The sequence below is a fragment of the Streptomyces sp. NPDC020490 genome (assembly GCF_044335305.1).
GTDB lineage: Bacteria > Actinomycetota > Actinomycetes > Streptomycetales > Streptomycetaceae > Streptomyces.
This window is the reverse complement of the sequence record NZ_JBIRUY010000023.1, coordinates 85,819-98,668: the sequence shown is the minus strand read 5'-3', so window position 1 is coordinate 98,668 and position 12,850 is coordinate 85,819. Positions and strand designations below refer to the sequence as shown.

The window sequence follows — 12,850 nt, the reverse complement described above, 5'->3', positions numbered from 1 at the left end:
TAAGGACGAACCGTAGTCAGGAGTCCGTGATGAGCGAAGAGCTCCCCCCGTCGGATGCCGGTGGCCGCGAGGCCGACGACGAGGTGCGGGCGACCGACGCCGACGCCTGGGCGACGGCGTGCGCCGAGGACCTCGCGGCCGAGAAGGCCCGCCGCCGCGCGAGTTACGGCCCGCCGCCGGGCTCGGCCGCCGAGGAACTGCGCCGGCTGGTCGACACCGTCGCGGACCGGCTGTCCGCGTTCTCGGGGTTCTCCGGGCTCCGGTCGCCGCTGCTCGGCGCCGTCGCCGGCCCCGCCGCGCAGCAGGCGGTGCGGCAGGTCGTCCAGCAGGCCAAGGCCGCCGTCGAACCCGTCATCGAACGCAACCCGGACGTCTTCGACCACCTGGCCGCGGCCGGCAGCGAACTGCTCGCCGCCTACCGCTCCGCCGTCCAGGCCCAGGAACAGCGCTGGACCCACGGCACGAGCGACCCGCGCAGGGACCGCGAGGACCTGATGGGCAAGGACCGCGAGGACCGGACGGGCAAGGACCGCGAGGACCGGACGGGCAAGGACCCGGACGGGCGTCCCGGCCGGGACGAGGGCACCGGCCCCGGCCAGCGCATCGATCTCGACTGAGGGCCCCCGGGCAGCCCCGACCGCCCGATTCCGGCCTGTCCAGCGGCCGGACGACGGGGAACCGACGGCAGGGCCTCGGGTACGGTTGGCCGTAGCGGGGCTCGACCGGAACTGAGGGATTCATGGGACTCACCATCGGCGTCGACATCGGCGGCACGAAGATCGCGGCCGGCGTGGTCGACGAGGAAGGCAACATCCTCTCGACCTTCAAGGTGCCGACCCCCACCACGCCCGAGGCCATCGTGGACGCCATCTCCTCGGCGGTGGAGGGCGCGCGGGCCGGGCACGAGATCGTCGGCGTGGGCATCGGCGCGGCCGGTTACGTCAACCGGCAGCGCTCCACCGTCTACTTCGCGCCGAACATCGACTGGCGCCAGGAGCCGCTGAAGGACAAGGTCGAGGCGCGCGTGGGCCTGCCGGTCGTCGTGGAGAACGACGCGAACGCGGCGGCCTGGGGCGAGTACAAGTTCGGCGCGGGCAAGGGCCACCGCAACGTCATCTGCATCACGCTCGGCACCGGCCTCGGCGGCGGCATCATCATCGGCAACAAGCTGCGCCGCGGCCACTTCGGCGTGGCCGCCGAGTTCGGCCACATCCGCATGGTGCCGGACGGCCTGCTGTGCGGCTGCGGCTCGCAGGGCTGCTGGGAGCAGTACGCCTCGGGGCGCGCGCTCGTCCGGTACGCCAAGCAGCGCGCCAACGCCACCCCCGAGAACGCCGAACTGCTGCTGTCGCTGGGCGACGGCACCCCCGACGGCATCGAGGGCAAGCACATCTCCATGGCCGCCCGCCAGGGCGACCCGGTCGCCGTCGACTCCTACCGCGAGCTGGCCCGCTGGGCCGGCGCCGGCCTCGCCGACCTGGCCTCCCTCTTCGACCCGTCCGCCTTCATCGTCGGCGGCGGCCTCTCCGACGAGGGCGAACTGGTCCTGGACCCGATCCGCAAGTCCTACAAGCGCTGGCTGGTGGGCGGCAACTGGCGCCCGGTCGCCGACGTGATCGCGGCCCAGCTCGGCAACAAGGCCGGCCTGGTGGGCGCGGCCGACCTGGCCCGCGAGCCCGATCCCATCATGTGACGTCCTCCGGGACGCCCCGAGGGGCGCGGGGTACACCTCGCGCCCCGGCCTGCGGCGTAGATTGATCCGCATGGAGCCGCTTGCCAACTCCCGTACCGAACCCGACGGTTCAGCCGTCGTCCGGGTCCTGAGCTACAACGTCCGCTCGATGCGGGACGACACGGGCGCCCTCGCCCGCGTCATCGCCGCCTGCGCCCCCGACCTCGTCCTGCTCCAGGAAGCGCCCCGTTTCTTCCGCTGGCGCAAGAAGCTCGCCCGGCTGGCGGCGGCCTCGGGGCAGGTCGTCCTCGGCGGCGGCGCGACCGCCGCGGGACCGGCGCTCCTGTGCTCCCTGCGGGCCACCGTCGAGCGCACCGAGGACGTGCTGCTGCCCCTCACCCCGGGCCTGCACCGCCGCGGCCTCGCCACGGCGGTGGTCCGCTTCGGCGGCGCCCGCCTCGGCGTGCTGAGCTGCCACCTCTCCCTCCAGAAGGACGAGCGGTACGAGCAGGGCGGCATGCTGCTGGACCGGCTCGCGGGCATGGGCGTACGGCACGCGGTCGCGGGCGGCGACCTCAACGAGCCCCCCGACGGCCGCACCTTCCGGCGTCTCGCCGGCCCCCTCCAGGACTGCCGGGCCACGGCACCCTGGGGCGGCGAGCACACCTGGACGCGGACCGGGCCGCACCGCCGCATCGACGCGATCTTCGCCACGAAGGATGTCTCGGTGCTCGGCTGCGGGGTGCCTGTCGGTCACCCCGGCGTGACGGAGACGGACCTGAGGGCGGCCACGGACCACCTTCCGGTCCTGGCCGCCCTCAGAATCCCGGCGGGCTGAGCGGCGTCGTGCTGCGCGTGCGGGGCCGTACCGTCGTCGCCTGCCGCGCCGTGGTGGCTGGTCGCGCAGTTCCTCGCGCCCCTTTGGGGGGTGGTCGTCGAGGCTTCCGGTGGGCTGAGCGGTGTTGTGCTGGGCGTGCCGGGCGGTGCCGTCGGTTGCGTGCCGCGCCGTGGTGGCTGGTCGCGCAGTTCCTCGCGCCCCTTGGGGGCGCACCGCCGTGGGCTTCGCCCGGCCCGCTCAGAGTGTCGGAGCCCAGCCGGAGACGGGGCTCACACGACGGCGCCGCGGCCGGGGTCGCCGTCGTCCTCGTCGTCCGTCTTCATCCGCGTCACCAGCGTGGCGAAGCCGCCCAGGAAGCCGCCGATGCCGAGCGTGGCGAGCCACCAGGTCATGTCCCAGCCGAGCAGAACCGCCAGCAGGAGCAGCACCGGGCCGCCGATCACCGCCAGCCAGGCGAACTTCGCGGTCGCGTCCGCGGCGGGCAGCGGCGGCGGCTCCGGCGGGACGAAGTGGTCCTCGTCGTCCTCGTCGAAGTCGTCGTCGGACGCCTCGGGGACCGCCTGGTCCCGCGGGCCGACGCCCGGCGCGAAGGCCACCGACGCGCCCAGCGGCTTCGCGGGCTCGTCCTTCTTCGGCGGGTCGTCACCGCCGTCGCCGTCGTTCGTGACGGTCTCCAGCAGTGCCAGGTCCTCGACCGACTTGAAGGGCTTGGTGCCCGGCGGGTCCGGAGGCTCGTCGCCGTACCCGGCGACGATCGCCGCCCACGCGGCCTCCTCGTCGAACGGCACGCCCTGCTCCTCCGGCTCCCGGTCCTCCCGGTCGGAGTCGTGCTCAGCCACCTGCCGCCGTCCCTTCGTTGCCGACACCGGTCTCCTCGCCGACACCGGTCGCGAGCCGGCCGATGAACGCGAGGCTCTCCGCGAAGATCCGGTCCGCGTCATGGTCCAACGTCGCGACGTGGTAGCTGTGTTCCAGCAGGATCTCCGTCACGTCCAGCGAGGAGACGCGGCCCAGGATGCGCGCCGAGTCGGCCGGCGGCACCACGTGGTCCTGCGGGCTGTGCAGCACCAGCAGCGGCTGGGTGACCTGCGGCAGCTCGCCGTCGACCAGCCGGAAGAAGGCGCGCAGGGAGTGCGCGGCGCCCAGCGGCACCCGGTCGTAACCCAGCTCGGTACTGCCCTCCTTGGCGATGTCGCTGGCGATCCCCTTCGTCGAGCGGACCAGGTGGCGGACGACGGGGAGGGCGTGGGCGGCCAGGCCGTGCATCCGGTTCGCCGGGTTCACCAGCACCAGGCCGCGCACCGCGTCCCCGTGCTTCGCGGCCAGCCGCAGGGCCAGCGTGCCGCCCATGGACAGGCCCGCCAGGAACACCTCCGAGCAGCGCTCCAGCAGGCCGCGCAGCTCCCGGTCCACCTCCGCGTACCAGTCCTGCCAGCCGGTGAGCTGCATGTCCTCCCAGCGGGTGCCGTGCCCGGGCAGCAGCGGCAGTGAGACGGTCAGGCCGCGCGCGGCGAGATGCTCCGCCCAGGGGCGCAGCGACTGGGGGGAACCCGTGAAGCCGTGGCAGAGGAGGACTCCGACCTCGCCGCCCTCGTGGCGGTACGGCTCGGCTCCAGGAAGGACCGGCACCATCGGTCTCCTGTTCGTGGAATGGGGCTGGCACTTGAGGCACTGCAGGACCTTCACCGTACGCGACGGCACCGACACCGACCAGGCCCGTCGACGCCTTCCGGACGGGCCGGGTTAAGGTCTGACCCACGGACATGGGAGGCACTCGGTTGTTGTACGGCGCGATGAAGGTCGCCATCGGGGGACCACTGAAGGTCACCTTCAGGCCCTGGGTGGAGGGTCTGGAGAACATTCCCGCCGAGGGCCCCGCGATCCTGGCGAGCAACCACCTCTCCTTCTCGGACTCGTTCTTCCTGCCCGCGGTGCTGGACCGCAAGGTGACCTTCATCGCGAAGGCGGAGTACTTCACCACGCCCGGCGTGAAGGGCCGGCTGACCGCCGCCTTCTTCAAGGGCGTCGGCCAGCTCCCGGTGGACCGCTCCGGCGCGCGCGGCGCGGGCGAGGCGGCCGTCAGGAGCGGCATCGAGGTCCTTCAGCGCGGCGAACTGTTCGGCATCTACCCGGAAGGCACCCGCTCGCCCGACGGCCGCCTCTACCGCGGCAAGCCCGGCGGCCTCGCGCGGGTGGCGCTGGCGACCGGCGCCCCGGTCATCCCCGTCGCCATGATCGACACCGAGAAGATCCAGCCGCCGGGCAAGGTGATGCCCAAGCTGATGCGGCCCGGCATCCGCATCGGCAAGCCCCTGGACTTCAGCCGCTACCAGGGCATGGAGCACGACCGGTTCGTGCTGCGCGCCGTGACGGACGAGGTCATGTACGAGATCATGAAGCTCTCCGGCCAGGAGTACGTCGACATCTACGCGACCGCCGCCAAGCGGCAGCTCGCGGAGGCGGCGAAGGCCGGGAAGGAACAGGCCAGGGAACAGGCCAAGAAGGACAAGTCCGGGGCGTGACGCCCCGGGCCCGTCCTGGCCGGGGGGTGGGGGACGTGCCGAAGCGCGAGCGGGTCGTGAGAATGTCGGTCGAGCAGCCGCTGTGGCGTGCGCTGACCGCCTACCGGGTGCTGACCATGCTGTACGCGGTCGGCCTGTTCGTCACCGTCTACGACCGCTACGACCGCCCCGCCGTCGCCATCGCCTTCTACGCCGTGCTGTGCGTGTGGACGCTCGCCACCCTGCCGCGCGTGCAGAACGCGGCCGCCTGCACCAAGCGCTTCCTGGCCGTCGACCTCGCCATCGCGCTCACCGGCATCGTGCTCACCCCCCTCGCCGTCAGCGCGCAGCACATCGACGACGGCGGCCCGACCCTGCCGTCGATATGGACCGCCGGCTCGGTGCTCGCCTACGCCATCAAGGGCGGCTGGCGCTGGGCCGCGTTCGCCTCCACCCCGGTCGCCGCCGCCAACCTGATCGAACGCGGCACCCCGGCCCGCGACACCGTCCACAACGTCATCCTCGTCTGGGTCGCCTCCATCGCCATCGGCTACGTCGTCGAGGTCGCCCGCGCATCCGAGCGCACCCTCGCCCGCGCCCTGGAGATCGAGGCCGCGACCCGGGAACGGGAGCGGCTCGCCCGGGACATCCACGACAGCGTCCTGCAGGTGCTGGCCATGGTGCAGCGGCGCGGCGCGGTCATCGGCGGCGAGGCGGCGGAACTGGGCCGGATGGCGGGCGAGCAGGAGGTGGCGCTGCGCACGCTGGTCTCCGGCGGGCTGCTGCCGGCGCCGCGAGTCTCGGTGGACGCCGCCGAGGGCGCGCTCGTGACAGCCGTCGACGAGCCCGACGGACCGGACGGGCCCGGCGAGAACGGCACCGTCGACCTGCGCACGCTGCTCGCCCCGTACGCCGGCGCCAGGGTCAGCCTCGCCGAGCCGGGCGCGCCGGTGCCGCTGGCGCCCGCGGCCGCGCGGGAGCTGGCCGCGGCCGTCGGCGCGGCCCTGGACAACGTCCGCCGGCACGCCGGGGAGAACGCGCGCGCGTGGATCCTCGTCGAGGACGAGCCCGGCGAGGTCGTGGTGACCGTACGGGACGACGGGCCCGGCATCCCCGAGGGGCGGCTCTCCCAGGCCGAGGGGGAGGGCCGGCTCGGCGTGGCCCTGTCGATCCGGGGCCGGCTGCGCGACCTCGGCGGCACCGCCGAGGTGATCTCGGTGCCCGGGCAGGGCACGGAGGTGGAGCTCACGGTGCCGAAGGGCGCGAAGGGCGCGAAGGGCGCGAGGGACCCACGGGGGAAGGCGGAACAGCGATGAGTGAACAGCAGGACGCGATCAGTGTCATGGTGGTCGACGACCACCCCATGTGGCGCGACGCCGTGGCCCGCGACCTGGCCGAGGCCGGCTTCGAGGTGGTCGCCACCGCGGGCGACGGCGAGCAGGCCGTGCGCCGCGCCAAAGCCGCCGCGCCCGACGTCCTGGTGCTCGACCTCAACCTGCCGGCCAAGCCGGGCGTGCAGGTCTGCAAGGAACTCGTGGGCCACGACCCGGCGCTGCGCGTGCTCGTGCTGTCCGCGAGCGGCGAGCACGCCGACGTGCTGGAGGCGGTGAAGTCGGGCGCGACCGGCTACCTGCTGAAGTCGGCGTCCACCGAGGAACTGCTGGACGCGGTGCGCCGCACGGCCGTCGGCGACCCGGTGTTCACGCCCGGCCTGGCCGGCCTGGTCCTCGGCGAGTACCGGCGCCTGGCCGCCGATCCCGCGCCCGCCGCGGACCCCGGCCGGCCGGACGCGCCACGCCTGACCGACCGCGAGACCGAGGTGCTGCGGCTGGTCGCCAAGGGACTGAGCTACAAGCAGATAGCCGAACGCCTCGTCATCTCCCACCGCACCGTGCAGAACCACGTCCAGAACACCCTGGGCAAGCTCCAGCTGCACAACCGGGTGGAACTGGTCCGCTATGCGATCGAACGGGGGCTGGACGACGAGTGAACCGGCCGCCGCGAGCGGGGCGACGCCGATAGCGTGGAGCCACGGGAAACGGAAGCTGGGGCGAAGGGACGGGGAGATCCATGCGTGTCGGAGTGCTCACCGGAGGCCGTGACTGTCCGGGCCTGAACGCCGTGGTGCGGGCGGTCGTCCGCAAGGGCGTGCAGGAGTACGGCTACGACTTCGTCGGCTTCGTGGACGGCTGGCGCGGCCCCCTCGAAGGGGACACCGTCCCTCTGGACATCCCCGCCGTGCGCGGCACCCTGCCCCGCGGCGGCACCCTCCTCGGCACCTCGCGCACCCATCCCCTGGAGCACCCGGACGGCGTCCGCCGCATCCGGGACAACCTCGCCAAGCTGGAGGTGGAGGCCCTCATCACGATCGGCGGCCGGGACACCCTCGGCACGGCGGCCGTCCTCGCCCAGGACCACGGGCTGCCCTGCGTCGCCGTGCCCAAGACCATCGACAACGACCTGCACGGCACCGACCGCACGGTCGGCTTCGACACCGCCGTCGGCGTCGCCACCGCGGCCATCGACCGGCTGCACACCACCGCCGAGTCCCACAAGCGCGTGCTCGTGGTGGAGGTGATGGGCGGCGAGACCGGCTGGATCGCCGTGCACTCCGGCCTGGCCGGCGGCGCCAACGCCATCCTGATCCCCGAGCAGCCCTTCGACGTGGACCAGGTGTGCGCCTGGGTCACCTCCCGCTTCCGCGCGTCGTACGCGCCGATCGTGGTCGTCGCCGACGGTGCCGTCCCCCGGGACGGCAGGCCGGTGCTCACGCCGGTGGCGGGCCCCGCCTCCGGCGTGCGGCTGTCCGGCGTGGGGGAGTGGCTGGCCCGGGAGATCGAGCACCGCACCGGCAAGGAGGCCCGCACCACGGTCCTCGGCCACGTCCAGCGCGGCGGATCGCCCAGCCCCTTCGACCGCTGGCTGGCCACCCGGTTCGGCCTGCACGCCGTGGACGCCGTCCACGACGGCGACTTCGGCACGATGGTGGCCCTGCGCGGCACGGACATCGTCCGCGTCCCGATCACCGCGGCGGCGGCCGGCCCGAAGACGGTCGACCCGGCGCTGTACGACGAGGTCAGCGTGTTCTTCGGCTGATCACCGAGATCAAAGCCGGGCACATATGCCGGGCATATATTCGGTGGGGTGCCCCCGGCGGAGGGGCGCCCCAGCAGAACGGAGAAGTCGTGGAGATTCTCGCCTTCGGCGTGCAGGCGGACGAGAAGCCCCTGATCGAGCAGGCCTTCCAGGGCCACCACGAGGTCCGCTGCCTGGACGTCTTCCTCAACCAGGACACCGCCCCCATCGCGTCCGGCTACGAGATCATCTGCACCAGCGTCAACTGCACCCTGGACAACCACGTGCTGCAGACCCTGGCGGTCGGCGGGACGCAGATGATCGCCCAGCGCTCCACCGGCTTCAACAACATCGACCTCCCGGTCGCCGAACGCCTCGCCATGACGGTCGCCCGGGTGTCGTACTACTCGCCGTACTCCGTGGCCGAGTTCGCCTGGACGCTCGCCATGGCGGTCAACCGCCGCATCGTCCGCGCCTCCATCCGCACCCGCGACTTCGACTTCCGCCTCAACGGGCTGATGGGCCGCGACATGCACGGCCGCACCGCGGGCGTCCTCGGCACCGGCAAGATCGGCGAGGCGTTCGCCCGGATCGCCCACGGCTTCGGCATGCGGCTGCTCGGCTGGGACGTCGCCGAGAACCCGGCCTGCGTCGAACTCGGCATGGAGTACGTCTCCAAGGAGCGCCTCCTCGCCGAGTCCGACCTGATCACCCTGCACGTGCCGCTGATGCCCGCGACCCAGCACCTGATCGACGCCGACGCGCTGAAGACGATGAAGGACGACGCGATCCTGGTCAACTCCAGCCGCGGCGGCCTCATAGACACCGCCGCCCTCGTCGCCGAACTGCGCGAGGGCCGCTTCACCGGCGTCGGCCTCGACGTGTACGAGGCGGAGGCGGGCCTGTTCTTCCTCGACAAGTCCCTCCAGGCCATCGAGGACGACACGCTGGCCCGCCTGGTCACCTTCCCCAACGTCCTGGTCACCTCCCACCAGGCGTACTACACCGTGGACGCCGTCCGGCAGATCATCGACGCCACGGTGCGCAACGTCCTGGACTACACGGAGGGCCGCCGCTCGGAGAACGTGCTCGTGCCGCGCAGCTGACCCATCAGCCGGCCGACGACGGCGGCGCCGTCGAGGGTGAGGACGGACTCGGGGTGGAACTGCACGCCGGCGAAGCCGGGCCCGCGCAGGGCGTGCACCTCCCCGCCCGCGGTCCGCGACACCTCCACGCCGTGCGCGGCCAGCTCCTCGGCCGCCTCGTCGTCGCAGCGCGCCACGAAGCTGTTGTAGAAGCCGACGGTCTCGCTGCGCCCGAACAGGTCGATCGTCGTCTGCGCCCCCTGGTACGGCACCTCCTTGCGCACGATCTCCAGCCCCAGCTCGGCCGCGATCAGCTCGTGCCCGAGACAGACGCCGAGCACGCCGTGCCGGTGGTCGCGCACCACCCGCGCGGTCAGGTCCCGCAGGAACCGCATCTTGGGGTCGGCCAGGTCGGACGGGTCGCCGGGGCCGGGGCCCAGCACGACCGGGCCCGGGTGCGCGAGCACCGCCTCCCGCAGGCCGGGCTCGTCGTAACGCCGGACGGTGACCTCCAGCCCACCGGAACGCAGCACGTGGGCGAGCATCGCCGTGAAGGTGTCCTCGCCGTCGACGACCAGGGCATGACCCTCGAGTTCGTCCGACCGCTCCTGCATCCGCAGCCAGAACGGCGCCAGCGACGCCCGGCGCCCGTCCAGCGCCGCCCGCACCCGGGGGTCGTCGGCCAGCCGGGGGCGCGCGTGCTCCGACCGCGGCCGGGGCGGCCGTACGCCGAGGGCCGCCAGTACGCCCGCCGCCTTCGCGTGTGTCTCCGCGACCTCGCCCGCCGGGTCCGACCCGCGCACGAGGGTGGCGCCGACCGGCACCCGCAGCCGCCCCTCGGCGTCGATGTCGGCGGTGCGGATCAGGATGGGGGAGTCGAGGGTCTGGGCGCCGCCGGAGTCCCGGCCGAGCAGGGCCAGCGCGCCGGCGTAGTAGCCGCGCCCGCCGGCCTCGTGGCGCTCGATGACCCGGCAGGCGTTCTGCACGGGTGAGCCGGTGACCGTCGCCGCGAACATGGTCTCCCGCAGCACCTCCCGGACGTCCAGCGAGGACTTCCCGCGCAGCTCGTACTCGGTGTGCGCGAGGTGCGCCATCTCCTTCAGCCGCGGCCCGACGACGACCCCGCCCCGGTCGCCGACGGTGCACATCATCTTCAGTTCCTCGTCGACGACCATCGACAGCTCCTCGATCTCCTTGCCGTCGGCGAGGAAGCCGAGCAGGTGCTCGGGGGTGGGGCCCTCGGCCGGATACCGGTAGGTCCCGCTGATCGGGTTCATGACGACAGTCCCGCCGGACATCCGCACGTGCACCTCGGGACTGGCACCGACCAGCGTCCGGTCCCCGGTGCAGACGACGAACGTCCAGTACGCGCCGCGCTCCCCCTCCAGCAGGCGCCGGAACAGGGCGAGGGCGTCGGCCAGGCGGAAGCCCGGGATCTCGCCCTGGTACGTCCGCCGGATCACGAAGTTCGCGCCCTCGCCGCGCCCGATCTCCTCGCGGAGCACACGCCCGACGATCCGCGCGTACTCCTCGTCCGGCACGTCGAAGCCGCCGCCGCGGACCTCGACGTCGTGGGCGGGCAGCTGGGCGAGCGCGGTCTCCAGCGGCAGGACGTGCGTCTCCTCGGGCCTGAGCACCGCCAGCGGGGTGCCGTCGTCGCGGACGTCGAAGCCGCGCTCGCGGATCTGCCGGAACGGCACGAGCGCGAGGCCCTCGTCGGGGAGGTCGGCGAGGCGGTCGTGCACCGTGACCGGGCCGAGCAGCAGCTCGACGACGTCCTGGTCGTGGCCGGGGGTGCGGCGGCGCAGCAGGGCGAACGGGCGGGGGTCGTGCAGCAGGTCCGTCAGGTTCATGGGTCCGTGTCCTGTCCTTCTCGGTCTCGATCGACGGAGAGGAACGGCCCGGGAAACGCGGAAGGCCGCCCCTCGGGCGGCCTTCGCGAAGTCTGTGCGTACGCGCAGTCAGTGGGCCGCCGGATGAGCGGTCCACCACCAGTTCTGGGTCGAAAGCGCGAACATGCCAGGCACGCTACACGATGCGACGCGTGACGTGCGCGGCCCCGCGTCGTTGTACGTGGTGTTCCCCGCCGACACGGGGATGGTCCCTGAAGACATTGCTTCAGATGGGTGCGGTCTGCTCCCCGCCGCTGCGGGGACGCCGATCCGCCCGGCCGACCGGCCGGGGCGGATCCGGCTCTCGTCTCATCTGGTGAGCGCGGGAATGGACAGCCGACGTGACCGCGTAGTGTTGAGCGCGTGACCGTGAACGCTGATTCCCGAAGCGTCGCCACTCAGGCGACCTGGCGAAACCTGCCCGCGGCGCAGCAGCCCGAGTACCCGGATGCCGAGGCTCTGCGCGATGTGATCGCCGAGCTCGAAACGTATCCCCCGCTGGTGTTCGCCGGCGAGAGCGACCAGCTGCGCGCGCGCATGGCAGCCGTCGCGAGGGGAGAGGCGTTTCTGCTCCAGGGCGGTGACTGTGCCGAGTCCTTCGACGCGGTGTCCGCCGAGCAGATCCGGGCGAAACTCAAGACGCTGCTCCAGATGGGTGCCGTTCTCACGTACGCGGCCTCCGTGCCGGTCGTGAAGGTGGGCCGCATCGCCGGCCAGTACTCCAAGCCGCGCTCCAAGCCGGTCGAGACCCGCGACGGCGTGACGCTCCCCAGCTACCGGGGCGACTCCGTCAACGGCTTCGAGTTCACCGAGGCCGCCCGCATCCCCGACCCCGAGCGCCTGAAGCGGATGTACAACGCCTCCGCCTCCACGCTCAACCTGGTGCGCGCCTTCACCACCGGCGGCTACGCCGACCTGCGTCAGGTGCACGCCTGGAACCAGGACTTCGTGAAGTCCTCCCCCTCCGGCCAGCGCTACGAGCAGCTGGCCCGCGAGATCGACAACGCGCTGAACTTCATGCAGGCCTGCGGCGCGGACCCGGAGGAGTTCAAGACCGTCGAGTTCTACTCCTCGCACGAGGCGCTGCTGCTGGACTACGAGTCGGCGCTCACCCGCGTCGACTCGCGCACCGGGCAGCTCTACGACGTCTCCGCGCACATGGTGTGGATCGGCGAGCGCACCCGGCAGCTGGACCACGCGCACATCGAGTTCGCCTCGAGGATCCGCAATCCGATCGGCGTCAAGCTCGGCCCGAGCACGACGGCCGAGGAGGCGCTGCAGTACATCGAGCGCCTCGACCCGGACCGTGAGCCGGGCCGGCTGACCTTCATCGTCCGCATGGGCGCCGACAAGGTCCGCGACAAGCTCCCCGAGCTGGTGGAGAAGGTCACGGCGTCGGGCGCGACGGTGGCCTGGGTGACCGACCCGATGCACGGCAACACCTTCGAGGCGGCCTCCGGCCACAAGACGCGCCGTTTCGACGACGTGCTGGACGAGGTCAAGGGCTTCTTCGAGGTGCACAAGGCGCTGGGCACCCACCCGGGCGGCCTCCACATGGAGCTCACAGGCGACGATGTCACCGAGTGCGTGGGCGGCGGCGACGAGATCTTCGTCGACGACCTGCACCAGCGCTACGAGACGGCGTGCGACCCGCGTCTGAACCGCAGCCAGTCGCTCGACCTGGCGTTCCTGGTCGCCGAGATGTACCGGGACCAGTGACGGCTCACCCCGTCACCGGGACATGAGGTGGGGCGCGGATCACATACGATCCGCGCCCCACTCCGCTT

The 12,850-nt window shown here is 72.7% G+C and carries 13 protein-coding genes; 9 read left to right on the top strand and 4 right to left on the bottom strand.

Going from position 1 to position 12,850, the window contains the following annotated elements; translation table 11 throughout:
* Nucleotides 1-29: 29 nt before the first annotated feature.
* From ACH4ZX_RS23675 to ACH4ZX_RS23665, 3 genes are all read left to right on the top strand, one after another.
* Nucleotides 30-617, top strand: a complete 588-nt coding sequence (locus ACH4ZX_RS23675; protein WP_398276057.1) for a DUF5304 domain-containing protein — start codon at nt 30-32, stop codon at nt 615-617.
* 122 nt (nt 618-739) lie between these two features.
* Complete coding sequence (locus tag ACH4ZX_RS23670) at nt 740-1,693, top strand: ROK family glucokinase (RefSeq protein ID WP_351896891.1); 954 nt, start codon at nt 740-742, stop codon at nt 1,691-1,693.
* Nucleotides 1,694-1,763: 70 nt separating this feature from the next.
* Nucleotides 1,764-2,510, top strand: coding sequence for an endonuclease/exonuclease/phosphatase family protein (locus tag ACH4ZX_RS23665; protein WP_398276054.1), 747 nt, complete (start codon nt 1,764-1,766; stop codon nt 2,508-2,510).
* A 269-nt stretch (nt 2,511-2,779) separates the two neighbouring features.
* Here ACH4ZX_RS23665 and ACH4ZX_RS23660 read toward each other — a convergent pair whose 3' ends face one another.
* Nucleotides 2,780-3,349, bottom strand: coding sequence for a hypothetical protein (locus tag ACH4ZX_RS23660; RefSeq protein WP_398276051.1), 570 nt, complete (start codon nt 3,347-3,349; stop codon nt 2,780-2,782).
* The gene (locus tag ACH4ZX_RS23655) at nt 3,342-4,139 is read right to left on the bottom strand and encodes an alpha/beta hydrolase (protein WP_398276048.1); all 798 of its coding nucleotides are present in this window, start codon (nt 4,137-4,139) and stop codon (nt 3,342-3,344) included. Before ACH4ZX_RS23655 ends, ACH4ZX_RS23660 begins: the two co-directional genes overlap by 8 nt.
* A 134-nt stretch (nt 4,140-4,273) precedes the next feature.
* Here ACH4ZX_RS23655 and ACH4ZX_RS23650 point away from each other — a divergent pair, with 134 nt between their 5' ends.
* From ACH4ZX_RS23650 to ACH4ZX_RS23630, 5 genes are all read left to right on the top strand, one after another.
* A complete protein-coding gene (locus ACH4ZX_RS23650) occupies nt 4,274-5,032 on the top strand; it encodes a lysophospholipid acyltransferase family protein (RefSeq protein ID WP_398276045.1) in 759 nt (252 codons plus the stop codon).
* A 35-nt stretch (nt 5,033-5,067) separates the two neighbouring features.
* Nucleotides 5,068-6,327 (top strand): MacS family sensor histidine kinase, encoded by a 1,260-nt coding sequence (gene macS, locus ACH4ZX_RS23645; RefSeq protein WP_398276042.1) that lies wholly within the window; start codon nt 5,068-5,070, stop codon nt 6,325-6,327.
* Nucleotides 6,324-7,001 (top strand): response regulator, encoded by a 678-nt coding sequence (locus ACH4ZX_RS23640; protein ID WP_398276039.1) that lies wholly within the window; start codon nt 6,324-6,326, stop codon nt 6,999-7,001. Before macS ends, ACH4ZX_RS23640 begins: the two co-directional genes overlap by 4 nt.
* 80 nt (nt 7,002-7,081) lie before the next feature.
* Complete coding sequence (locus ACH4ZX_RS23635; protein WP_398276036.1) at nt 7,082-8,107, top strand: 6-phosphofructokinase; 1,026 nt, start codon at nt 7,082-7,084, stop codon at nt 8,105-8,107.
* Between the two features lie 89 nt (nt 8,108-8,196).
* Complete coding sequence (locus ACH4ZX_RS23630) at nt 8,197-9,192, top strand: 2-hydroxyacid dehydrogenase (RefSeq protein ID WP_398276033.1); 996 nt, start codon at nt 8,197-8,199, stop codon at nt 9,190-9,192.
* Here ACH4ZX_RS23630 and ACH4ZX_RS23625 read toward each other — a convergent pair.
* Together ACH4ZX_RS23625 and ACH4ZX_RS23620 are read right to left on the bottom strand one after the other, a co-directional pair.
* Nucleotides 9,144-11,024: an anthranilate synthase family protein gene (locus ACH4ZX_RS23625; protein ID WP_398276030.1), complete on the bottom strand. Its 1,881-nt coding sequence runs from the start codon at nt 11,022-11,024 to the stop codon at nt 9,144-9,146. The genes ACH4ZX_RS23630 and ACH4ZX_RS23625 overlap by 49 nt on opposite strands.
* Nucleotides 11,025-11,132: 108 nt before the next feature.
* Nucleotides 11,133-11,189, bottom strand: coding sequence for a trp operon leader peptide (locus tag ACH4ZX_RS23620; protein WP_078912442.1), 57 nt, complete (start codon nt 11,187-11,189; stop codon nt 11,133-11,135).
* A gap of 237 nt (nt 11,190-11,426) precedes the next feature.
* Here ACH4ZX_RS23620 and ACH4ZX_RS23615 point away from each other — a divergent pair, with 237 nt between their 5' ends.
* A complete protein-coding gene (locus ACH4ZX_RS23615) occupies nt 11,427-12,782 on the top strand; it encodes a class II 3-deoxy-7-phosphoheptulonate synthase (RefSeq protein WP_398276027.1) in 1,356 nt (451 codons plus the stop codon).
* The last annotated feature ends 68 nt before the right edge of the window (nt 12,783-12,850 follow it).

Excerpts from the sequence above, each read along its gene's own strand:
- ACH4ZX_RS23675 (WP_398276057.1), top strand. The coding sequence starts at position 30 with ATGAGCGAAGAGCTCCCCCCGTCGGATGCCGGTGGCCGCGAGGCCGAC.
- ACH4ZX_RS23625 (WP_398276030.1), bottom strand. The coding sequence starts at position 11,024 with ATGAACCTGACGGACCTGCTGCACGACCCCCGCCCGTTCGCCCTGCTG.
- ACH4ZX_RS23665 (WP_398276054.1), top strand. The coding sequence starts at position 1,764 with ATGGAGCCGCTTGCCAACTCCCGTACCGAACCCGACGGTTCAGCCGTC.
- ACH4ZX_RS23650 (WP_398276045.1), top strand. The coding sequence starts at position 4,274 with ATGGGAGGCACTCGGTTGTTGTACGGCGCGATGAAGGTCGCCATCGGG.
- ACH4ZX_RS23635 (WP_398276036.1), top strand. The coding sequence starts at position 7,082 with ATGCGTGTCGGAGTGCTCACCGGAGGCCGTGACTGTCCGGGCCTGAAC.
- ACH4ZX_RS23640 (WP_398276039.1), top strand. The coding sequence starts at position 6,324 with ATGAGTGAACAGCAGGACGCGATCAGTGTCATGGTGGTCGACGACCAC.
- ACH4ZX_RS23670 (WP_351896891.1), top strand. The coding sequence starts at position 740 with ATGGGACTCACCATCGGCGTCGACATCGGCGGCACGAAGATCGCGGCC.